Genomic DNA, 23,094 nt, shown 5'->3' on the forward strand with positions numbered 1-23,094 from the left:
CGGACTGATATATTCTTTAGAATATGAGAAGTGCTTCCATATTTTAACAATTTGTTTCACAACGATTGAGACATGAAATCAGGAGGAATATGTATGAAGAGCAGAAAGAAATATTTGACTGCTGTTATAACGGGTGTCCTTACCATGACGTTTTTTGGGGGATACGTATATGCAGCGACCAAGCATTTTACAGACTCGACCAAGGAAAAAGACTGGGATAGCTGGGTTTTACAGTGGGAGAATAAAGTCAGTACGGATTACGAAAAGATAGCGTTAACTCCAGGGGCGGATGAAACGAAGATGAATTTTGCCTGGTATTCTCCTTTAGAGGGGGAGGAAACTCCAATTGTATTGCTTTCTACCCATTCGGACATGGGCGATGCCATTTCGTATGAAGGGACAACTTCTCCAGCGGTGGACGGCTACAGAAGCAATAAGGTGTCTGCCAATTCGCTGAAAGAAAACACAAAGTATTACTACCAATTCTTTAAGAACGGGGTTCCAGGACCGGTAGAATCCTTTCAAACTCACAGCTTTCGCAACTATTCCATGTTATACGTTGGAGATCCACAAATTGGCGCTTCCAAAGGGCAGACCACCAGTCGGGGCGATAAACTAGAAAACAAATCAGCGCTGGATACGGCAGCAAGAAACGATGCGTTTAGCTGGAATCAGACTTTGAATATCGCCATGGATAAAAACCCAAATATCAGCTTTATTCTTTCTGCAGGAGATCAGATTAACAAAAATGTAGAAGGAAAAGATTCTGGCAATGAGATTGAGTATGCGGGTTTTCTAAATGCGGATTTTATGAAATCGCTTCCGGTCGCCACAGCCATTGGGAATCACGATTCCACCAATGAAAGCTACCAGTATCACTTTAATAATCCAAATGATACTCATCTTGGAAAAACAGCAGCAGGAGGAGATTACTTTTTTAAATATGGACCAGCACTCTATATTATTTTAAATACCAACAACTATAACTGTGCTGAGCATGAACAGGCAATGAAACAAGCCGTCATGGCTCATCCGGATACCAGCTGGAGAATCGTTATGATACATCAGGATATTTATGGAAGTGGTCTGGACCATTCTGACAGCGATGGTATCGTATTACGGACTCAGCTGACTCCTATGATGGATCGATATCATGTGGATGTGGTACTTCAAGGACATGATCATACTTATTCCAGAAGTTATCTTTTAAAATCAGATTCTAAATCTCATTCTGATTTTGGTTTTTATGACTGGGACAATGTGATAGACGAAGCGGGTAACGTATCTCCTTATACGGATCCAGCGTTCCAGGCGGAGAATACCTGTTATAGCATTTCCAACACCATGCCAACCAGCGTGACAAACCCCATTGGTACCTTGTATATGGAAGCCAATTCTGCAACGGGAAGTAAATATTATGAATTAATTCCCAATAAACAGGACTATATTGCAGTAAGAAATCAGAACTGGAATCCATCTTATTCGGTTCTCCGAATGAATGACAGTACTTTTTCCATTGATACCTATGAAATCGTAAACGGACATTCACAAAAGATTGACGAGACCTATGAACTGAAAAAGACTGGATATGCAAGAAGGCAGTAAGGAACAGTGAGGGTCAAAGAATGGAAGAAAATATACGAGGGATATCTGGACTATTAAAAAGGAGTAGTAAGAGACATTTTCTTTTTTTCCTCATCCTGCTAGGGTTTTCCCTGTTTTTAATCAAGTTTAACCAGGTGGATATTGCGCATCTGGTACAAACAGAGGGAAGAACATTTGAGCGGGCAAAGGTGGTTAAAATCCTGGAGGATAATATACAGGAGGATGGGACCAGAGTGGGACAGCAAAAAGTGTTGCTAAAAATGTTGTCAGGAAGCCAAAAGGGAAGTCTTACGGAAGCAATTAGTAACAATGGTTACTTATTTGGAGCTGCCTGCCGGTCCGGCCTTAAAGTTATCGTAATACAAAGTATATCTGGGGATATCGCCATCCATACGGTTTACAGTCCGGACCGGGTGGGCGCAGTGGTGGGATTTATCCTTATTTTCTTACTGGTTGTTTGTCTGGTTGGAGGGAAAAAGGGAGTATTGTCCTGTCTGGGCCTTCTCTTTACATTTTTGTGTATAATGTGGCTTTATATTCCGATGATCTACAAAGGATATTCTCCGTTTTTGGCAGCGGTATTGGTGGCAGGAATTACTACATTTATGACCATGTATTTGCTAGGGGGCTGGTGTCGTAAGACGGTTTGTGCAGCAGCTGGAACGATAAGTGGTGTAATCATCGCCGGTATCTCTGCCTTTTTGTTTGGAAAAGCGGCTCATATCTCTGGTTACAACGTATCCAACATAGAAGCTCTGGTTGTGTTGGAAAACATTCGGGGAATCCGGGTGGGGGAACTGCTGTTTTCTGGTCTTTTGATCTCTTCTTTGGGAGCGGTTATGGATGTGGGAATGTCTATCGCTTCTACTGTATTCGAGATTCACGGGCAGAAACCTGAGCTTACTCGGTGGGAATTATTCCGTTCCGGTATGAATGTAGGAAAAGATGCCATGGGTACCATGGTCAATACTCTGATACTGGCTTACGTAGGAAGTGGCGTCAGTACTCTTTTGTTGAATTATGCCTATGAACTGCCCTTTTTACAAATCATCAATTCCAACAACATCTTGATTGAAATTATGCAGGGAATATCAGGTAGTATGGGTGTGGTCCTTACCGTTCCAATGGTGTCTTTTTTTTCCTCCTATGCGGCTGAAGCTGGATATTTAAAAAAACAAGTAGAGAAGGAAGGTTAAAATTCCTGTAATAATGTAAGGGTATTAAGCGTTTCCTTTAACTGGTTTGTAGCCCAGTCATACATATCTCTGGTATCATATCTGCGATAATCACATTCCTGTGCCATAAGAAGCAGGGTGTAAAGATCATACCAGAGAATCCGTACCTGCTCTGTTTTGGATATATTCTTTACTTGGTATCCTTCTTTGAAATCTTCTGAATTCCCATAGCTACGGAATCCTGCTTCCATAAGCGGATCTCCCCATAAGGCACGCTCCCAATCTATGAGACCGCTGATTCTATCATCTTTAATCAGCAGGTTGCCATCCCATAAATCCCAGTGAACAAGTTTTGGGGTGGTTACTTCTAAAAAGGCGTACTGGCTTAATTTTAACTGATGGAGAAGTTTTTCTGTCGATATTTTAAGATCAATGGATAACTGTCTGGCATCGGATAGCGCCAGATTAATCATCTGACTAAAGACGGAGTACCAATTTGGCCCCCAGGTATCTGGTTGGCTGATGTAACCAAAGGCTTCTCCAGTTATTTCGTTGATTGTTCGGTTCAGCTTTCCGGAATTGACTTTGATCTTCTTTTTTATCTCATCACTTAACTGGTCTTTTAATAAGTGAAAGCTTTGTCCTTCTAAAAATTCCATGAAAAAGTAAGGAGAATTTAATACCGGGAACTGTTCGTTATAATAGAGAATCTTTGCCACAGGCACATGGGCTGACTTGGCGGCGATACGCATGGCCATAACTTCCCCTTTCATCATGTCTTTTTCATAGGACATAACGGGGATTCCGGCAGGAGGTGCGATCTTTAAGATCACGCTTTCTCCGTCTTCAAATGCGATGCGGTAAGCAACATTAAAATAACCTTCGGTTAGTTCTGTGATGCTGGTTGAGATCCGCTGAGGAAACGCATTTAAAATCATCTGGTTAAGCGTCTCCTGGGTTTGATTGTTCTTTGTACGACTTTTCATATTAACGTATCCTTTCTTATATAAGTAGCCCGGGAAGAATAATAGTTATCCCAATTATAGCATGAAACAACTGGATAAGACAGAGTATTTTCTGGACGGTACCTTCTTTCTTATGGTATACTGGCGAGAGAAATTCAGCCAAATTGGCATAGAAGAGGGGGGACTTTTTGGTGGCAAAAAAGAACTTAAGAAACACAAGAGGAAAGATCGTAAATGCAGCGTGGAAGCTTTTTTATGAACAGGGATATGAAGAGACTACGGTAGAAGAGATCATTGAACTAAGCCGAACTTCAAAAGGTTCATTCTATCACTATTTTGATGGTAAGGATGCACTTCTTTCCACGCTCAGTGTTCTTTTTGATGACAAATATGAAGCATTGATTGAGTCGCTGTCTCCGGATTTGCCAGCCATGGAAACGCTTTTATTTCTCAATAAAGAGCTGTTTTTGATGGTTGAGAACAGCATTCCAATTGATTTACTAAGTCGGCTGCTCTCCACACAACTAACGATTAGTGGAGAAAAGCATTTGCTGGATCAGAATCGGACGTATTATAAACTTCTGAAAAAAATCATATGCAGGGGGCAGGAAAAAGGCGAGATCAGTGACCGGTTCACCGTTAGAGAGATGGTTAAACTTTACGCTCTTTGTGAACGAGCACTTCTCTACGACTGGTGTCTGTGTGGAGGAGAATATTCATTGTTACAGTATAGTATTCAGACCATGCCTGTGTTTCTGGGTGGGTTTTTACCAGAAGTAAGTCAATTATAATGATTGTAACAGGATTGTTATATGGTTTCGTACGGTATATAATGCTTATATATAAAGGGGAAAATGATTAATTGTATAATTTCGTCTAGTATATAGTCTATACTTCGTTCTGCGTTGTGTTCTGTTTTTGATGATGGTATAATACACCCACGGTTGCTCATGGAATAAGTGCAGGAATCGAATTACATCAATGCATAGGAGGATCCATATGAGTGTGGAACAGGTGGGAATTATAACCGCGATTGTGGCATATCTTTCGGTTATGGTTTATATTGGTTTTTATTACAGCAAAAAAGGTGGAGGGGATTCCGCCGATGATTTTTATTTGGGAGGAAGAAAGCTGGGGCCTTTTGTAACTGCGATGAGTGCGGAAGCATCGGATATGAGCAGCTGGCTGTTAATGGGACTGCCGGGAGTCGCTTATTTATCTGGAATTGCGGATGCTGGCTGGACGGCAATTGGTTTGGCAGCGGGTACTTATCTTAACTGGCTTCTGGTTGCGAAACGTCTAAGACGGTATTCTAAGGCATGCAATGCCATCACCATTCCTGATTTTTTCTCTCGCCGTTATGGGGATGAGAAGCATTTTTTAATGTGTATGTCTGCAATTATGATTCTAATCTTTTTTATTCCATATACGGCATCTGGTTTTAAAGCGGTGGGAACTTTATTTCATAGTATGTTTCAGGTGGATTATCATCTGGCTATGGTGATTGGTGCCGTGATCATTGTAGGTTACACAGTTATGGGTGGGTTTATGGCGGTGTCCACGACGGATTTGATACAGAGTATTGTTATGAGTATAGCATTGATTATCATTGTGTTTTTTGGGATATCAATTTCCGGAGGCTGGAATCAGGTACTTCTACATGCCAGATCTTTGGATGGCTATTTAAACATGACAAAGATTTATGACATCACCACACAGACGTCTTCCCCCTATGGGATTCTCTCTAGAATATCTACAATGGCATGGGGGCTTGGATACTTTGGTATGCCTCATATTCTTCTTCGATTCATGGCCATAGGAGAGGAAGATAAGCTGGCAATTTCCCGCAGAATTGCATCGGTTTGGGTGGTGATTTCCATGATCGTTGCTATTTTAATTGGAATCATCGGGTGCAGTGCTTCTGCAGCTGGTTATGTCCCACAATTTCTCACCAGTTCCCAGTCAGAGACGGTTGTCATCCGACTGGCAGGTCTACTTGGCAGCAATGGTGTGTTTTATTCTGTGATTGCAGGTATTGTATTGGCGGGTATCCTTGCCTGCACGATGTCTACGGCGGATTCTCAGCTTTTAACAGCGGCATCTAGTGTATCTCAAAATCTATTAAGAGATTTTTTGAAGATTCAATTAAGTAACAAAGCTTCCATGCGAGTTGCAAGACTGACCGTAATGGGGATTGCTTTGATTGGAGTGATCCTTGCCTGGAATCCAGATAGTTCTGTGTTTGGTATCGTCTCATTTGCCTGGGCGGGATTTGGAGCCTCTTTTGGACCTGTTATGTTAGCTGCCCTGTTTTGGAAGCGGAGCAATCGATATGGTGCATTTGCTGGGATGTTATCGGGAGGAATCATGGTGTTCTTTTGGAAATATCAGATTCGTCCTTTGGGAGGAGCCTGGGATCTTTATGAACTTTTGCCGGCATTTGTTGTGGCTTGCGTTGCGATCCTATTGGTATCCCTGATTACACCCAAACCAGATAAAAAAATATATAGAGAATTTAATTCTGTCAGAGGGAAACTTTAATAATCAGAGCCCTATAATAAAACAATAAAAAAGATGCATAAACCAGCCAAAGAAGAGCGGTTTTTGCACCTTTTTTTTTAGAAACTTTTCTTATTCCGTTTGATCACTTTAAGTCTTGTAAATTCTTCCCGGTCTTTTTCTTCCAAAGAATTGGAAATATCCTTTGTGAGTGTCTTGTACCTTGGAATGGTAATGTTCTTTAGCGCATTGGCACGTTTTTGGGTTCGCTTGATGCTGTTTGCCAAGCGATATGCGGAATTTTCTACCATGGACAGTTTGACCGTAAGTTTTTTGACTTTTTCAAATTGATATCTTGCCTCGTCAAGGGATTCTCTGGTGCTATAGTAGGCATAGGTCAGATTTAACGGTGTATCATCATGTTCGACCAGGGGAATCTCAGTTCCCATAATGCTCCGGGTTTTTATCCGCACCGTATTATCAACGGGAACCGCCATGGCAATGTCTTGTACATAATCGATTCCCAGTTCAATATTCGCCTTTTGGAGTGCTTTATAGGCAGATGTAAAGGTAACATCGATTTCTGACTGGATTCCCTTGGCTTCATCAATCAAACTCATAAGTTCCTTGATCAGAATATTCCTTTTTTTATCCATCAGCTCATAACCTTGGCTGGCAAGTGCCAGTGAGCCTTTGGCCAGAATTAAATTACCTTTGGTTGGAAATGTATTAGGATTCATCTAAGGCCTCCTATTCTTCCGATTTGCCAGGGGTGGTTTCCTTGTAGTACTGATCTAAGACCTTGGTGTCAATTCGGTCTAGTTCGGCTCTTGGTAAAAGTCCCAAAAGCTCCCATCCAATCTGAAGGGTTTCTATTATATTCCGGTTGGCATGACTTCCCTGTCCCACGAAACGGGATTCAAATTCATTCCCAAACACCAGAAACTTTTTGTCAATGGGAGAGAGTTCATCTTCACCGATAACCGATGCCAGAGCTCTTGCATCCCCTACCTTGGCATAACAGGAGAAGAGCTGGTTCGCCACACCCTGATGGTCTGCTCGTGTAAATCCTTCTCCAATGCCATCCTTCATCAAACGGCTTAAGGAAGGGAGAACATTAATGGGTGGATAAATGGACTGTCCATAAAGGTTCCGGTCCAGAACGATCTGTCCTTCTGTAATGTATCCCGTTAAATCGGGGATGGGGTGAGTGATGTCGTCGTTTGGCATGGTAAGAATCGGAATCTGAGTAACGGAACCATGTCTGCCTTTTACAATGCCGGCACGTTCATAGATAGAAGCCAGTTCACTGTAGAGATAACCAGGATAACCTTTACGGGAAGGAATTTCTCCCTTAGAGGATGAAACTTCTCGCAGGGCTTCTGCGTAGGCGGTCATATCTGTTAATATAACAAGAATGTGCATACCCTTTTCAAAAGCCAGATATTCGGCTAATGTCAATGCAACTTTTGGCGTGATCAGACGTTCCACGACAGGATCGTTTGCCAGATTAATAAACATGGCAACATGATCGGAAACACCGCTTTCTTCAAACGTACGCCGGAAGAAATCTGCCACATCGTACTTGACCCCCATAGCAGCAAAAACAACAGCAAATTTCTCACTGGTCTTTGCGTCATCCCCAAGGGATGCTTGCTGCACGATTTGAGCAGCCAGTTCATCGTGAGGAAGTCCATTTCCAGAGAAGATGGGAAGCTTCTGCCCACGGATCAGAGTCATCAATCCATCGATGGCTGAGATGCCGGTTCGGATGTAATCTCTAGGGTATTCTCTGGTCACTGGATTTAAGGGCTTTCCGTTAATGTCCAGACAAATCTCAGAGTTAATATCTCCAAGACCGTCAATGGGAACTCCAATGCCGTTAAAGGTACGTCCTAACATGTCTTCTGAGACTGCAAGTTCCATGGGATGACCGGTGAGACGAGTATGGACATTTCTTAGTGCCAATCCGTCTGTTCCCTCAAATACCTGTATGATCGCTTTTTCTTCATAAACTTCAATGATGCGCCCCAGCTTTTTGGTTTTTCGGTCAACGGTCATCTCCACGATTTCATCGAAAGAAGCATTCTTAACTCCTTCCAGGACGACCATGGGGCCGTTGATTGCACTTAACCCTAAATATTCAATAGCCATAGCCTGCCTCCTTTCTATGCGTTGCGCTCGATGACAGAGTCATAGAATTCATCCACTTGTTTTTTATATTCATCGAACAGATCCAGTTTATCGTTTGGAACATCGTATTTAATTGAAATGATTTTATCAAACACGGGATCTTCTTTTAAGACGGACATGGGCATCCCCATAGAAACTAAGGATCTTGATTTTTTATATAGATACAGGATTAGATCCATCATCTTAAACTGCTTTTCCATGGGAACGCAGGTGTCTTCTTTGTGAAACGCGTTTTGTTGTAAAAATCCAATTCGAATTACTTTTGAAATCTCCAGGATTAGCTTCTGATCGTCTGGAAGCATATCTCCACCGATCAGCTTTACGATTTCCATCAGGCTGCTCTCCTGTGTCAGCAAAAACACCAGACGGTTCCGGTAATCGATAAATTTCTTATCCACATGTTCCACATACCAAGGGGCCAGATCGGTTAAGTACTCCGAGTAACTACTGAGCCAGTGAATGGCTGGAAAATGGCGCTCGTTTGCCAGATTCCGGTCTAATCCCCAGAAGCAGCGGACAAAACGTTTGGTATTCTGGGTAACGGGTTCGGAGAAATCGCCTCCTTGCGGAGAAACGGCCCCAATGATCGTTACGGAACCTTCCGTTCCGTTCATATTCTGCATCATGCCGGCTCGTTCGTAGAACGCAGATAAGCGGGATGCCAAATAAGCGGGAAAGCCTTCTTCTGCAGGCATCTCCTCCAAACGGCCGGATAATTCCCTTAATGCTTCCGCCCACCGAGAGGTTGAATCCGCCATGATCGCTACATGGTACCCCATATCCCGGTAATATTCAGCCAAAGTAAGACCAGAATAAAGGCTTGCCTCACGGGCCGCTACGGGCATATTAGAGGTGTTGGCGATCAGAGTGGTCCGGTCCATCAAAGGATTGCCGGATCGGGGGTCGATCAGCTCAGAAAACTCCTCTAAGACCTGGGTCATTTCATTGCCTCGTTCCCCGCATCCAATATAAATGATAATATCGGCATCGGACCACTTGGCGATTTGGTGCTGTGTCATAGTCTTTCCGGTTCCAAAACCACCTGGAATGCAGGCGGTACCGCCCTTAGCAAGAGGGAAGAGCGTATCAATGATTCGTTGACCGGTAATCAAAGGCTGGGAAGCCGGATACCGTTTTAGAATCGGTCTTGGGATACGAATGGGCCATTGCTGTGTCATGGTCAGTTGTTTCTCTGTTCCATCTGGGAGATTCAAGGTGACAATGGGATCAGAGATGGTATAGGAACCATCTTTGACTACATGGGTCACAAAGCCCTCCAAATCAGGAGGCAGCATAACTTTATGGACGATCGCTGGTGTTTCCTGTACTTCAGCTATGATTGCACCGGGAAACAGATGATCCCCTTCTTTTACCGTCATGTGAGTTTCCCAAAGCTTTTCGGTATCCAGAGAGTTAACATGAATCCCCCGGTCAATATACGGACCTCCAGTTTTGGCGATCTCTTTCAGTGGCCGTTCAATCCCGTCAAAGATATTATTTAAGATACCTGGAGCCAAGGTAACGGATACAGGCCGATCGGTGGCAGTCACAGTTTCTCCGGGTTTTAACCCACTTGTTTCTTCGTAAACCTGTACGATGGTATGGCGGTCAGTCAAACCGATGACTTCCCCCACCAGATTGTCTTTTCCCACATAGACCATTTCATTCATTCTGAATCCGGGATCGCCCTTTATATAAATAATGGGTCCATTGATTCCCGAAATGGTGCCTGTATTACTCATTTGCCGTACCTCCCGTCAAATCCTTACTATCAAAGCGGAAATCATGCTTTGCTTCCTCCAGCTTCGACTGGAAGGAATTGTCGATTAAAATATGTCTGGAAGGAATTACAGCCCGGGTTCCGCCCATAAATGGGTATTCACTGACACGAATATCTGCACTGCCCGGAAGGGAGAGGTTACTTATCTTTTCTTCATCAGCTGGATCAATATAGATTGTGATGAATTCTTTCCCCGCCAGCTCCTTGGCTTCCAGAATCTGTTTCTCCAACAGCTTGATATATTCTGGTGTTTCCATAAATTGTTCCACTGTTTCTTTTAATTCCAGAAATAGTTTTTCTTTCAGTTCATCCTGCTTTTTTCCAAATTCCCGCTTCATGCTGATCTGTTCCAGAGAGAGACTTTTATTGATCTCTCGTTCGATCCGTTCGCTTTCTAAAGCTACCTGTTGTTTTGAACGTCTTTTGGCGTCTTCCTGGTGTTCTAAAAAGGTCTGCTCTAAGGCCGCGGTATATTCATCAAGCATCTTTGCACTGCGGGATCTGGCATCTTCCATGCAAAATTCCATGAAATGCTGCAATTTTTCCTCAGTTGTCAAGATGATCACCTCTTTCTTATAGTTTTAATCCAATTGCTTCGTTGACATAATCCGTAATAAAGTTCGGCTTGCGGCCGGTACCGTGTCGGTCAGGAATCTCGATGATCAGAGGAAGTTTTCGGTTTAGTTTCACATCGTTTATGATATCGGGAAATTCTTTCCCAAACTTTTCCGTCAAGAGTATAATTCCGATTTCTTTATCGGCCAGAACCTTATCTAGTTGGTTTTTCAACTCTGCCTTCTCGTGAACGACAGCACCTTCTACACCTGCCAGTCTCATCCCGGTCCAGGTGTCAACGTTGTCGCTGATTAAATACATTTTCATGGATTATAATTTACCTAGGATCATAAAGGAAATGATCAGACCATAAAGACATACACCTTCGGCAAGACCTACGAAGATAAGTGATTTACCAAGGATGGAACCGTCTTCACTGATGGCACCTAACGCAGCACTGGCAGAAGCCGAAACTGCAATTCCTCCACCGACACAAGCAAGTCCAGTGGAAAGGGCGGCAGCTAAATATCCCATACCTGCCACACTGCTTGCGCTAGCGGCAGCAGTTTCTGCAGCATCTGCCTGCCCGTTGAATAGAAAAATACCAGATACAAGGAGTGTGCCGAAAAATAACATGACATTGGCTCCTAATGCTTTTTTGTAACGTCCTTTTGATTTTTCCCCCATGGAATATGCAAAAAATGGGACTGCAATGCTTAAGAATAAAGCCGCTGCAAGTGTAATTTTAACTAATGTTGACATAAATCTACCTCCTGATTGTTATTGGTTTTTCTTTCCGTATGGTTTAAAAGCACGACCGGTTCCCCGGTAAAAACGGCTGAATAATTCGTAGTATTCCAAACGAAGAACCTGGATTCCTACGATAAGTCCCTCCATGCCACAGACAAATAAGTTGCCTAATACCACAACTAGCCAGTTGGGGGATCCAGCTTCTACACCGGAGAGCATAAGTACGACCTCCATCATAGCCGCATGGCTGATGGCAAAGGCTCCGACCCGGACAAAGGAGAGGGTGTTTGAAAAGTAGCTTAATAATACTTCAAATAGTTCGAAAAATCCTTGTGTGATAAACATGCCTTTCCCTTCGGGCATGATCTTTGCTTTTTTCTCTACCAGATTAGTAAGAGGTTCCTTAAAGAATATAATAAGCAGAGGAACCACAAACATGAGAACCAGTAGAAAGACCGCTGGAATGGGATAGGATTTCATGTAAAGGACTATAGTAAGAACCAGCCCGGTATAAAAGACCAGTCCGGCAACTCCGTTGTTATCAAAATACGTCCGTTCCGGATCATGGGCGCGGATGCTGTTTATGATGTTTAATATCATCGTAAGCAGTATAATTCCCATTCCGATGGAAATGGATGCCACAAATACTGTATTAAGGTTCCCAATAAATGGAAGATGAGTCATATGCTCCATGGGCCGCAGCCACACGGCATGAATCACATCTTCAAATCCAAAGACACTCCCAAACAGGAACCCGAATATGGTTGAAAAGAAACCGCAGCAGGAGATAATGGCTGCCAAGTTTATCTTTTTGAATCGGAAAAGAAGAAATCCGCCGAGTAAAAGACATAATCCCTGGCCGACATCCCCAAACATGAAACCAAACAGGATAGAGTATGTGATTCCGATTAGCATGGTGGGGTCGATTTCATTATAAGAGGGCAATCCGTACATCTGTATAAACAATTCAAATGGTTTAAAAAGCCTTGGATTTAACAGCTTGGTAGGTGGCTTGCTTGAAATGTTGTTATGGTCATCCTCTATGATACAAAATGTCTTTTCATCATCGGATATTTCATTCTGAAATGCTTTGGCATCCCGGTTTGTCATCCATCCACAAAGAATGTAAAAGGTGTTTATGTTCTGTTTGGTACAAGCGGCTAGTTTCCGAACGTTAAAGTTGGTAGAAAAAGTTTCCAACCGATTGACTGCGGAAAGAAGTTCATCCTTTTTTACCGTCAGCATGTCAGACATCTTGTCTTTAATTTGCTGCATCTGATTCGTGTGAATCTTAATCTTATTTTCCAACGTATGAATGGCATCAGTTGGAGTTCCATTGTATTCATCTGGAATAAAAAAACGTTCAAATCGCATGGAAGAGTATATGGCATCTATTTTATCCGAGATAGTCTCAGGGGTAAAATAAACCAGCCAGACGTACTCTTCATCCTCACGACACTTATACACAACCGTATCAATGGTATCGTATACATAGTTGATGAATTTATTATAGTACTCATGGGAAATCCGTCCAAATCGGTATTTGATGTACTTAAACTGTAGGATGGATCTTAAATCATAATTAAGTCCCATAAAAGGATCCACTTGTTCCAAGGAATGATTTAGTACATCGATGTTCTTTTGTATGGAATCCATTTCATTGGTAAGTTCCATAACATCTGTCCCGATCCCTTCAATGATCTTAACGGCTTCGTGAATGGAGACCGTTTTTGGGGAGTCAGATGTGCTTTGGTTTGGAAGCAGTTTGGATAGTTCCAGAGCACGCTGGTACGTATCCCGGTAAGGATTAGTTTCAACATAGGGTCTTAGATCTTTAACCGTCTTTAACTCAGACAGAGCATTTTCCAAATGAATTTCATACTTGGAAAGATACGTATCAATGACCCGGTCGATGTCGTCCTTTGGTCCGGTGATACTTAAAAACTTCAATTTTTCTATCACAGAAAAGCAACCTCCTTTACTTTTTTACCACATAGGAGAGGATATCTTCGGCGCTTACCCGGTAACGGATACTCTCTATGAGTGTAATGATCTTTTGTATTTCTTCCTCTTTTTGATAGAGATAGGAATTTAATGTGGCAATGGAATATGGATTCTGCTTGCTGGTGGAGTGGTAGATTTTATCCAGGACATCTTCTGCCAAGCGTTCTAAATTTGGCTTTTCTGAAAGTTCCAATCCGGATTTTCTGCCATAAAACGTTGTTTTTAAGACAGAATAAAATTCGTCCATGGTTCCAGTCTCTGCCATCTTTGTTATCTGCTCTTTCTTTAAATGATAATTCACAGGAATAAGCAGGGCATAGATATCCGCGGGCGGCAGATTGTAGTATTTTTTGGATCGGTAGATCCACTGAATATTTAAAAGATCCAGTTTACTGCCAAAGCAACGGGTTAGCAGCTCCTTTTCTGTATTGCTTAGATATTTCCCCATAACCTTCCAGATCGTTCGAAAATAGAGTAGATCCAGATGCACTTCGTAATCAAACAAAGACGGGGTCTCCTGATCATCTAGATGAGAGAGAATATCGTAATAAGGGGAGCCTTCCAGATTGGCAATGAATTCATGTAGATCGGATGAAGAAGAAAGCTTGATAAGATCCAGTTTGGAATGCTTTGCAAAAAAATCCCGAAATACAGATAGATCAATGGACAACTTATTTCGCCCCATTGAGTTACGGAAACATTTTTTTAAAATACCAATTTCAAAGTGCATAAAATATAGATCCAGAAATTTGCGCTGGCTTAAATTTGAAAACCGATATAATTTTGCAAAATCCTGATACAATGACAGGATCAGCCGCTGCTCGATGGCGCCTCGGTGAAGCTCTGCGTCTTCCAAATCCTGAAACAGTCCATGGTAGGTAGGTAAGTGTCTTAAATATTCAACTGCTTCTAAAACGGTCTCCATTCCTGACATTTCTCGAAACTGACTGTCCGTGATCAGATTGCTCTCCATGGCTCTGACTTTGGTTGTAATGCCACTGTATGATAGCAGACTTCCCATGAGATCACTCCTTTATCATTGTTTTAAATAAATCTTCCACATACTGGGTATGGTGATCTTCAAAACGCTTTGTCATTCGTTCAAGGACTTTTTGAGCATCAATTTGCTGTTGCTTTAAACGTTTGTTCATATTGACTTCCATATCAGCCCGCAGTTTTTCAATTTCTGTTTGAGTTTCTTTTTCTAACTGATCATCAAATGCAGCCGTTTTTTCTGTCATCTCCTTGGCAAACGTTTTTTTGCGTTCATTTGCGTTATCCATAATAGATGTGGCGGTTGATTCAATTTCAGATATTTTTTCTATAACAGCGTCCATATTGAGTCCTCCTTTTCGTAATATTTACCTTGAAAATAAGTTTCCTATTATCAATGATACTACAAATTTGAAAAATTTCCATAGAATCTTCGTAAATTTCCTTAATATCAATGTTATTTTATCATAAATATAAGTTATACCGCTTGGACGATGGTTATGCATGCGGTAAAATAAAAAAGCGAAAGACACAAATAGAAGAACTTTGTACCTTCGCTTTTTATTGGATTATTGATTTTCATTGGTTGCTTGCGCATCGCCGGAACTGAGTTCTTTTTGAGATACGGTTAGAAACTCAGTGGCAACGTATGCCTGTTTTCCTTCAAATTCGATAACGGTCCATGTGTCGTCATAGGTTTTAACATAATCAACGACTGTCCCGGATGCAAGACTTCCGAATCGGGTGCTGTCTGTAGACGGTTCCGACCGAACGTTAAGTTTGCTCTTTGTGGTATAAATCTTTGGCGCTTCTGTTTCTGATACAGGGGGCTCTGTGGGAGGGGCTGTAACAGAAGCAGATTCCGTGGGTACCTGAGTGGATGCCGTTGTGGGTGCCGTTTCATTTTTCTTGTCTTTTCCAGGAATTAATTTTACTACGAGAAGAACGATTAGAAACAGGACAAGGAAAATTAGAATGGGCTTTACTAAGCCTTTTAGCTCTCCTGATTTTTTAGAGGATCGTCTTCTGCTTCTATTGTGAGGGAGTGGTTTCTGTGGAGCTCTTTGTCTACTTGGAGCGGTTCTCTGGCCTCGACTTTTAGAGGCTCCTCTGGAGGTCTGGGAGGTGGTTTTTAATTCGGAAACTGGGGGACGCCTTGAGGGAGAACCCTGTTTGTTTTTTTGAATTGTTTTAATATAATTATTAACTTCCTGTGCCAGTAGAGAGCAGGCTTCCCTGGCATCGTAAGGACTGTCATTACCTTCGTGAACGGCTTTATTCCCTAATACTCGGATTCTGTGGTAGTGGTCTTTGACGGTCTTGGAAATAAAGCGTCCTTCATATAACTGGTCGATGCAACCAGCAAGATCCCCTTCTATAATCAGAGCTTTTTCACATAGATTATGAACCAAATATTCTAGTGTTTGTCGGGCTTTGATGGTGGCCAAATTGTATTGTTTTTGGTTTAAAAGTGATTCCGTCTCTCTTAAACCCTGCTGGATTTTACTCCAGAAACTGTTATCTGTAGTTCCCATATATTTCCTCCTTTGCAAAAACGGTATTCTTTCAATATACAGACATTATACTAGATATAGCAAAATTGCGCACCTGTTATTTTTCTAAAACATAATTTGTAAGAGAAAATTAAACAACTGATTCTGGAACCAAGGGAACAACTTGCACTGGAAGGACAGGTTATGATACAATCTACCTGCGAGAGAGAACAAAATTTGTAAAATGAACAGATATATGGAGGAATAATACGATGAGGCTACGTCACATACCTGGCTCAGAAGAAGAAATTGCAAAAAGCCCATATGTGATCCAGAATCCGGAGAGTAATAAAGGAAGCTGGAATAAAGTATTTGGCAATGACAATCCCATAGAAATTGAGATTGGTATGGGAAAGGGGCGCTTTATTATGGAACTGGCCTCACTTCATCCGGATATTAATTATGTTGGAATTGAACGCTACCCTAGTGTGCTGCTTCGGGGATTGCAAAAACGGGAAGAGATGGAACAAAATAATAGCTTTCTTATGTGTGTGGATGCAAAAAATCTTGCAGATATTTTTTCACTGGGGGAGGTTCGCAAAATATATCTAAATTTTTCCGACCCATGGCCCAAAGACCGTCATTCGAAGCGCAGGCTGACTTCAAAGGAGTTCATGAAGGTCTATGATCAGATCTTAATGCCAGATGGAGTGGTGGAATTTAAAACAGATAATAAAGGATTATTCGATTATTCAATGGAATCAATCCCAGAAGCTGGTTGGAAGATTTCATCCTATACGTATGATCTACACCACAGTGAGATGGGAGAGGGCAATGTAATGACCGAATATGAAGAGAAGTTTTCTTTAAAAGGGAATCCAATCTATAAATTGATTGCAGGAAGATAATACCTTAAAGGAACCGGCTCCCTCCTTGAACGGGGAAGCCGGTTTTGCATATAATAAGAGAAAAGACAGTTGGCGTGATCGTATGAATATGAAAGATAAGGTAACAAATAAGCTTCTTCAGGCAACCAGTGATAAAACGGAATTAAATAAGAAACTTTTGGTTTTAAACAAATCTTTTGTAGAAGTAAACAAAACATTAGGAGGAAATTTAAAGAAAAATAATAATAATAAATAAATTCGAAAAAGATGTAAACTTTTTGTAAAAAAGGTGTTGACTTTTGTTGAATTGAGTTATATAATTACACACGTGCTTGTGACCGCACAAAACAAACGAAAGACAAGCGCCTTTAGCTCAGCTGGTAGAGCAGTAGACTCTTAATCTATTTGTCCAGGGTTCGAATCCCTGAAGGCGCACTAAAAAAGTACTGTTTTTGACGACTGAGAGCGTTGGGGACGGTGCTTTTCCTTTGTGTGGAAATAATGGGTGAATCTATTTGTCCTTTGGGAAGGACTTAAGGGTAAAAGAAGTACTGTCTTTGACGGGTGGGAACGTCGGGGACAGTACTTCTTTTATATTGTTTTACATATTCACTTCATTATAAACATAATGAGCAATTCAATCTATGTTTGAGACGGAAGTACTGATTCTCCAATTGGTCGTCTCTATCAGTGATACTCTTCCTGAAACAGTATAAAATTGCATCCAAATAATGCCCCAATTACACGCTCGATATCTGCATCTTCCAGTCCAACACGCTTAAGTAATTGAGAGTATGTAAGGATTTCCAGAAAACGAATCTTTTGCGCATCTACATCAGAAAAAGTGTTTAAAAAACTGCCATGGGCAACTGCACCTCTTTGAGCTGCTAAGAACCCTGCAATTTTATTAAGATCACCCTTCTGCAACGGACCTTTTAATCTAAATTCCGGCTGGTAAAAAATGTGTTCTATTGAACTATCCAGGGCGTTATGCAGAATCTTATATGCATTTACAATCTTTCTCTTTTGTCCAAACTGTGTTCCTAATTGCGATATGCGGTCTTTCGCATTATTCAAAAAGTCCGTTTCTTCTTGTTCCAATCCTTCTCTTAGATACTCATGAACTTGGATAATCAAGGCATCTTTAACGGATTGGACTCTTGTTGCGTCTGCATTTTCATAGATATCTTTTTTAGCATGACACTCTGATTCGAACGCTGCAAAGATGTTCATGTAGTCAATTGAGGAGTAGTCTCTGCCAAAAAATCTGATGCCATCCGAAGGGTAATGATGGAAAGAGTAATTTGGATTATCTGCAGTAAACTGCAGAAATCGTTGTATGTAGGGCTTGAAGCTTCCATATTCGACATCATAATATCCCTTGAGAAACTGAGATCGATTAGCACAAAAATCATACAAGCGACCATTATAGGACATTTTTCCATTTTCTTCACTAAATAGATCGATTCGAAGATTCCCGCATTTTGTGTCATAACGAATTATCTGCAAGAACCTTATAATCAACAAATACATACGATATATGTACTGTACGTCTGTTGTCTTGGAAAAACTGATTTTAAGTTTCGGATGCAGAATTAAATCACTTGCTACACCCCGACCCCAAATATCACCATAAGATAATGTGATTGTAACAGGCTTGTCCTCAAAAGTAATAACCCACTTTTCAGCAACTTCATTATGATAGATAAAGTCCACACTCGTTTCGACTCCTACTTTTGAACGATCGTAGAAGTAACGAGAAGGGCTGAAGAAATCATCAATAGCTTCCCCCATCATCTCAAATCCATCAAAGGAATCATCATGGCAGCCCTTAATTATGTATTTCGGAAACAACTTAACGGCATAATTCAGTTCAAACTGCACTCGCTCGATGAATGCGGTACACTTATAACCTATATTTCCACAATAGTTGAGAATAAAATTCTGATCGTTAAAATGTGCTCGGAAGTCTTTAATCTTATCTTTATCCTTTGAGATGATTGAAATATCATTGTTTTCTTCAACAAAAATACATTCAACATTCCAAAGAGTAATATGCCCAGTATCTCTCATAGAAAATCTCCTATTCCTTGCTATACTCGTGGATTATCAGCTTGTTCTGACCATTTTTAAATATTATTGATCAAGACTGTTTTCTCTTACAAACTTAAATTTCAACGTCACATTATTGCTATTATATTAAACTAATGCCACCCTATTAAAAATAAATATTACTGTATTAATTATATTGCAAATGGAAAATTTTACAAGTATAAATATGTATCTCATTCAAGTTCCCGGTCGGAGTAGCTCCAGCCGATTGGGAAGATTGATTGAGATACTTTTATTTTATTTGCCGGAAGAAAATATCATCAGTTAATACACATCTTCATCTTTATCAATGCACAATAAATTGTTAAAATCTCAGTTTACTTGATTAAATTGCTGCATAAAAAAACTACTAACTTAATTAATGATAGTTAGTAGTTTTCTTTGCTGATTAATTTATTAGCTTTGCATTATGCAATTATAGATTTATTTATTTATCCGTTACTTGTTTAAAAAGTTTTTACTAATTTCAATAAACTCCTCTTGATTTGACAGCATTGCAGGATGTCCGCCGCTTTCAAACAAATACTGTTGTCCGTGTTCTATCTTATGAAGCATATTCTTAAATAAGGCTTCATAAAAACCACATGGAAATAATGGATCCTTTTGACTTCCAGTAAACAGCACCTTCGGTTTTAATACATAAAGCGACTTATGGAAAAAGTTCCTTATATGATTTGCATGCGCAATCACGGCACGTGTGTCTGCATCTACGACACGTTCCCAATCTATGCCATTCATCATTTTATAAAACATTCTTGCACCATAATCATTTTTAGATGCCTTACGCCCCTGTCGCAGAGCCTCAGTTATATCCGGATTTGCCTGTTCGCCTTCAAAACTATCAGCAATGAGGTGACTAACAAGATCTGGGCGTTCCAGCGAAACATTTAGAGCTGCGAGTGCACCACCACTTGTACCAATAAGTTTTACATTCCGGTATTTCTTTTCTTCCAAAAAACAAATTACTTGCATTCCTTCATCATACCATAAGTCTTCTTTTAATTCTGTTACACGATCAGATTTCCCATAACCAAGAAAATCAATTAAGATGACTCTATAGTCCTTTGCATACTTAGATGCAATATCGGAAAACATGACTGATGATGCTGTATTTCCATGCAGCATCAGTAAAGGAGTACCTGTACCAATCTCTTGATAGTAAATCTTCTGTTTTTGATAAATAAAATAAGCCATATAAGCCTCCTGTTTTTCTATAATTCTATTATTATAGTACAGCAAGGCCGAATATTTTTTGAAACGGCCTTGCCGTTACATCCAAATCCCCATCTTACAAGGCTCCTTCCAAATTCCAGCTTTACGCTTATTATTTAAAAACTCCTTAAATAGAATATCACTAAAGTTACCAACTATCAATATTAAGTTTCCAATGTACTTTAATACTGTAAATACTAATTTGATTTATTACAAACTTAAAGCTCTTTAGAAAGTGTATCTCAACCAAGTTCCCGGCCGGAGAAGCTCCAGCCGATCGGGAAGATTGATTGAGATACTTTTATTTTATCTGCCGGAAGAAAATATCATCCAGTTTATACACATCTGCATCCATCATGCGGTACTGATTTGCCATTTTTACATAATCCCTGGTAGTCGTGTAATCACTATGACCAAGCATATCACGAGGAAATTCCAGGTTCCACCGCCGACCAGATAGGAGACAGCAAACGTATGTCTTAATAAATGCGGATGCAACCCTTCGACACCTGTCCATTTCCTTATTCTGAAAAAGAGCTGTTTCAATACATTATAGTTGATCGCTTCTGATCCGTTTGTTTTAAGAATCAAAGAATCCATAGGTTTAACTTTACGATAATCCAGATAACTGCGTAAGTATATTCGTAAGTTCCAAGTCAGGGGAACAATACGGGACTTGTGATTTTTTGAATCTTCTATTAATATGTAATCTTTGTCAAAGCAAATATCCTTCAACTTTAGACCAATGACTTCCTCACTTCTTAAACCACCATCAAGCATAAGATGAACGATACATAAATTTCTAAGTCCCATTTCAACAACTTCTTTGCTTTTCATGTAGATTCTTACATATTTGTTATTCTTATTAAGGGTTTGACGCATTAAACTTAAACAAGATGGTTTGAACATTAAGACTTTAGAAAGAGAATTAGGCATAGAAAATGGAACAATTAGGAGATGGGATGAAAGATCTCCACAGTGTGATAAAATTGTAAGAGTAGCCGAATATCTACATGTATCGTTAGATTGGCTAATTTTAGGGAAAGAAGTATCAGATGGATTCACAGTAGAAGAGCATAATATAATTCAAGCATACCGTAAAGTAGACTTTATTGATCAAGAATCAATTAAAAGAACATTGAAAGTAAAACAATCGGAAAAATCATTAGATGCGAGTAAAAGTCAGGGGAAATAATCAAAGATTGGTTAAAAAACAGGTAAAATGTATCTCAACTCAATTCCTGATCGGAGCAGCTCCGGGCAACCAGGGAGGAAAATTGAGATACAAAATAGTGGTTCTCCCAAAAACAGAGCCCCCTCTTTTCGAAAATTGTAGACGAAATACGAAAAAGAAAATATAATGTAATTGTTGTCCACCCTATACCGTACAACGGAAAGGGGGTGTAACATGCATTACTGATTACACGAATACTTCAAATGCAAACAAATCATGAATTCAGTATTGGAAAGCTTTTAGAAAGTATGAGTAAAGCTGAGTGCACATATCTTCAGCAGAACTACTATCTATGTGATTACTATGACGAGGTTCTTGAAAAGCTCGAGCAAGTTTATAGCATTCTATACTCGTCAAAAATCCAGTCTTTAGGAGAAATTAAAAAAAATTTTAGCAAGCACCAAAAAAGGCAAAAAAACACTATGATTTTCTGACAAAATAACAAGCCCCCAACTCCTTATAAATACTGTGGTTGAGGGCATTTTTTACTTAATTCAACTGCAAAAGTCAGGATATTACAAATGGAAGAATTTACAAGTATAAAAAAGTATCTCAACCAAGTTCCCGGCCAGAGAAGCTACGGAGATCGGGAAGATTGATTGAGATACTTTTATTTTATCTGCCGGAAGAAAATATCATCCAGTTTATACACATCTGCATCCATCATGCGGTACTGATTTGCCATTTTCACATAATCCCTGGTAGTCGTGTAATCACTATGACCAAGTATATCACGAAGAAATTCTAGGTTTCCACCACCGACCAGATAGGAGACAGCAAACGTATGTCTTAATAAATGCGGATGCAACCTTTCGACACCCGTCCATTTCCTTATCCTGAAAAAGAGCTGTTTCAATACATTATAGTTGATCGCTTCTGATCCGTTTGTTTTAAGAATCAGTGCATCCATAGGTTTAACATCACGATAATCCAGATAACTGCGTAAGTATATTCGTAAATTCCGAGCCAGGGGAACGATACGGGACTTGTGATTTAAATAATCTCTGGTAGTCGTGTAATCACTATGACCAAGCATATCACGAAGAAATTCCAGGTTTCCACCGGCGACCAGATAGGAGACAGCAAATTGCCAGGGCTTATAGATGCAGAATAAACCAATATGGAAAGATACTTATATTTACAGTAAGCTGAATAAAAAACAAAACTTGACACATTGAATTCTAATTGTTAGAATTCAATGTGTTATTAAAAAGGAGAGGAGACTTATGTATCATAAATTAATGATGGAAAATCAATCAATGTTTATCAAAAAAGTATTTGAACAATTGCGAGATCGACATCTCTCAGTGGGACAACCTAAGATATTAGAATACTTATTTGAACATGATGGATCGGTGCAAAAAGAAATTGCAATGGCATGCAGAATTGAACCGGCAACCGTAACGAGTCTGTTATTCCGTATGGAGAAAAACGGCATGATTGAGCGAAAAACACGAAACGATAATCGCAGATATTTATATGTATTTTTAACAGATAAAGGAAAATACGAAGCTGATTATGTGAAAAAAGCGTTCGATACCTTAGAAGGCATTGTATTAAATGATTTTACAGACAAAGAAAAAAAGCAGTTTATAGAATATTTGAAACGCGCAAATAAGAATTTAAAGGAAGTGTGA

General features: G+C 40.2%; 23 protein-coding genes and 1 tRNA gene. 9 read left to right on the forward strand and 15 right to left on the reverse strand.

The window, feature by feature from the left end:
* Positions 1-93: 93 nt before the first annotated feature.
* Positions 94-1,605, forward strand: coding sequence for a metallophosphoesterase family protein (locus EFT72_RS12500; protein ID WP_206426647.1), 1,512 nt, complete (start codon positions 94-96; stop codon positions 1,603-1,605).
* A 20-nt stretch (positions 1,606-1,625) separates the two neighbouring features.
* Positions 1,626-2,801: a YibE/F family protein gene (locus EFT72_RS12505; RefSeq protein WP_124067259.1), complete on the forward strand. Its 1,176-nt coding sequence runs from the start codon at positions 1,626-1,628 to the stop codon at positions 2,799-2,801.
* On the opposite strand, the gene EFT72_RS12510 is transcribed toward EFT72_RS12505, so the two are convergent.
* A complete protein-coding gene (locus EFT72_RS12510; RefSeq protein ID WP_124067260.1) occupies positions 2,798-3,766 on the reverse strand; it encodes a phosphotransferase in 969 nt (322 codons plus the stop codon). The two genes, EFT72_RS12505 and EFT72_RS12510, sit on opposite strands and share 4 nt — an antisense overlap.
* A 170-nt stretch (positions 3,767-3,936) precedes the next feature.
* Between EFT72_RS12510 and EFT72_RS12515 the strand changes: the two genes are divergently transcribed.
* Positions 3,937-4,536, forward strand: a complete 600-nt coding sequence (locus EFT72_RS12515) for a TetR/AcrR family transcriptional regulator (RefSeq protein WP_124067261.1) — start codon at positions 3,937-3,939, stop codon at positions 4,534-4,536.
* 208 nt (positions 4,537-4,744) lie between these two features.
* A complete protein-coding gene (locus tag EFT72_RS12520; RefSeq protein ID WP_124067262.1) occupies positions 4,745-6,286 on the forward strand; it encodes a sodium/proline symporter in 1,542 nt (513 codons plus the stop codon).
* A gap of 77 nt (positions 6,287-6,363) precedes the next feature.
* Here the strand turns inward: EFT72_RS12520 and EFT72_RS12525 are convergent, their stop codons facing one another.
* The 10 genes from EFT72_RS12525 to EFT72_RS12570 all read right to left on the reverse strand — a co-directional run bounded on the left by EFT72_RS12525 (position 6,364) and on the right by EFT72_RS12570 (position 16,054).
* Positions 6,364-6,984: a V-type ATP synthase subunit D gene (locus EFT72_RS12525; RefSeq protein WP_124067263.1), complete on the reverse strand. Its 621-nt coding sequence runs from the start codon at positions 6,982-6,984 to the stop codon at positions 6,364-6,366.
* A 10-nt stretch (positions 6,985-6,994) separates the two neighbouring features.
* Positions 6,995-8,398 (reverse strand): V-type ATP synthase subunit B, encoded by a 1,404-nt coding sequence (locus EFT72_RS12530; protein ID WP_124067264.1) that lies wholly within the window; start codon positions 8,396-8,398, stop codon positions 6,995-6,997.
* A gap of 14 nt (positions 8,399-8,412) precedes the next feature.
* Entirely contained in the window at positions 8,413-10,179 is a 1,767-nt protein-coding gene (locus EFT72_RS12535; RefSeq protein WP_124067265.1) for a V-type ATP synthase subunit A, read from the reverse strand.
* Positions 10,172-10,774, reverse strand: a complete 603-nt coding sequence (locus EFT72_RS12540; protein WP_124067266.1) for a V-type ATP synthase subunit E — start codon at positions 10,772-10,774, stop codon at positions 10,172-10,174. The genes EFT72_RS12535 and EFT72_RS12540 overlap by 8 nt, the downstream gene beginning before the upstream one ends.
* 16 nt (positions 10,775-10,790) lie before the next feature.
* Positions 10,791-11,099: a V-type ATP synthase subunit F gene (locus EFT72_RS12545; RefSeq protein WP_124067267.1), complete on the reverse strand. Its 309-nt coding sequence runs from the start codon at positions 11,097-11,099 to the stop codon at positions 10,791-10,793.
* Between the two features lie 3 nt (positions 11,100-11,102).
* Positions 11,103-11,534 (reverse strand): ATP synthase subunit C, encoded by a 432-nt coding sequence (locus EFT72_RS12550; protein WP_124067268.1) that lies wholly within the window; start codon positions 11,532-11,534, stop codon positions 11,103-11,105.
* Between the two features lie 18 nt (positions 11,535-11,552).
* The gene (locus EFT72_RS12555) at positions 11,553-13,484 is read right to left on the reverse strand and encodes a V-type ATPase 116kDa subunit family protein (protein WP_124067269.1); all 1,932 of its coding nucleotides are present in this window, start codon (positions 13,482-13,484) and stop codon (positions 11,553-11,555) included.
* Positions 13,485-13,500: 16 nt separating this feature from the next.
* The gene (locus tag EFT72_RS12560) at positions 13,501-14,547 is read right to left on the reverse strand and encodes a V-type ATPase subunit (protein WP_124067270.1); all 1,047 of its coding nucleotides are present in this window, start codon (positions 14,545-14,547) and stop codon (positions 13,501-13,503) included.
* A 4-nt stretch (positions 14,548-14,551) separates the two neighbouring features.
* Positions 14,552-14,863, reverse strand: coding sequence for an ATPase (locus EFT72_RS12565; RefSeq protein ID WP_124067271.1), 312 nt, complete (start codon positions 14,861-14,863; stop codon positions 14,552-14,554).
* A gap of 225 nt (positions 14,864-15,088) precedes the next feature.
* Positions 15,089-16,054 (reverse strand): SH3 domain-containing protein, encoded by a 966-nt coding sequence (locus tag EFT72_RS12570; protein WP_124067272.1) that lies wholly within the window; start codon positions 16,052-16,054, stop codon positions 15,089-15,091.
* Between the two features lie 230 nt (positions 16,055-16,284).
* Here EFT72_RS12570 and trmB point away from each other — a divergent pair, with 230 nt between their 5' ends.
* From trmB to EFT72_RS12580, 3 genes are all read left to right on the forward strand, one after another.
* A complete protein-coding gene (gene trmB, locus EFT72_RS12575) occupies positions 16,285-16,920 on the forward strand; it encodes a tRNA (guanosine(46)-N7)-methyltransferase TrmB (RefSeq protein ID WP_124067273.1) in 636 nt (211 codons plus the stop codon).
* 82 nt (positions 16,921-17,002) lie between these two features.
* A complete protein-coding gene (locus EFT72_RS19275) occupies positions 17,003-17,155 on the forward strand; it encodes a hypothetical protein (RefSeq protein ID WP_164473149.1) in 153 nt (50 codons plus the stop codon).
* A gap of 106 nt (positions 17,156-17,261) precedes the next feature.
* A tRNA-Lys gene (locus tag EFT72_RS12580) sits at positions 17,262-17,334 on the forward strand.
* 252 nt (positions 17,335-17,586) lie between these two features.
* Here EFT72_RS12580 and EFT72_RS12585 read toward each other — a convergent pair.
* The 3 genes from EFT72_RS12585 to EFT72_RS12595 all read right to left on the reverse strand — a co-directional run bounded on the left by EFT72_RS12585 (position 17,587) and on the right by EFT72_RS12595 (position 21,159).
* Positions 17,587-18,972, reverse strand: a complete 1,386-nt coding sequence (locus EFT72_RS12585; RefSeq protein WP_124067274.1) for a hypothetical protein — start codon at positions 18,970-18,972, stop codon at positions 17,587-17,589.
* Positions 18,973-19,449: 477 nt separating this feature from the next.
* On the reverse strand, positions 19,450-20,205 hold the full coding sequence (locus tag EFT72_RS12590) for an alpha/beta hydrolase (protein ID WP_124067275.1): 756 nt from the start codon (positions 20,203-20,205) through the stop codon (positions 19,450-19,452).
* 396 nt (positions 20,206-20,601) lie between these two features.
* Positions 20,602-21,159, reverse strand: a complete 558-nt coding sequence (locus EFT72_RS12595; protein WP_347561881.1) for a site-specific integrase — start codon at positions 21,157-21,159, stop codon at positions 20,602-20,604.
* On the opposite strand from EFT72_RS12595, the gene EFT72_RS19280 reads away from it, so the two are divergent.
* Positions 21,125-21,418 (forward strand): helix-turn-helix domain-containing protein, encoded by a 294-nt coding sequence (locus EFT72_RS19280; RefSeq protein ID WP_164473151.1) that lies wholly within the window; start codon positions 21,125-21,127, stop codon positions 21,416-21,418. The genes EFT72_RS12595 and EFT72_RS19280 overlap by 35 nt on opposite strands.
* Before the next feature lie 649 nt (positions 21,419-22,067).
* On the opposite strand, the gene EFT72_RS12600 is transcribed toward EFT72_RS19280, so the two are convergent.
* A complete protein-coding gene (locus EFT72_RS12600; RefSeq protein ID WP_124067277.1) occupies positions 22,068-22,493 on the reverse strand; it encodes a site-specific integrase in 426 nt (141 codons plus the stop codon).
* Positions 22,494-22,683: 190 nt separating this feature from the next.
* Here EFT72_RS12600 and EFT72_RS12605 point away from each other — a divergent pair, with 190 nt between their 5' ends.
* Positions 22,684-23,094 carry a MarR family transcriptional regulator gene (locus EFT72_RS12605; protein ID WP_124067278.1) on the forward strand — a complete coding sequence of 137 codons (411 nt, stop codon included), beginning with the start codon at positions 22,684-22,686 and terminating at the stop codon, positions 23,092-23,094.

Origin of the sequence: Clostridium sp. E02 (assembly GCF_003833015.1) — a bacterium.
In the GTDB taxonomy this organism is placed as follows: Bacteria; Bacillota; Clostridia; order Lachnospirales; family Lachnospiraceae; genus Lacrimispora.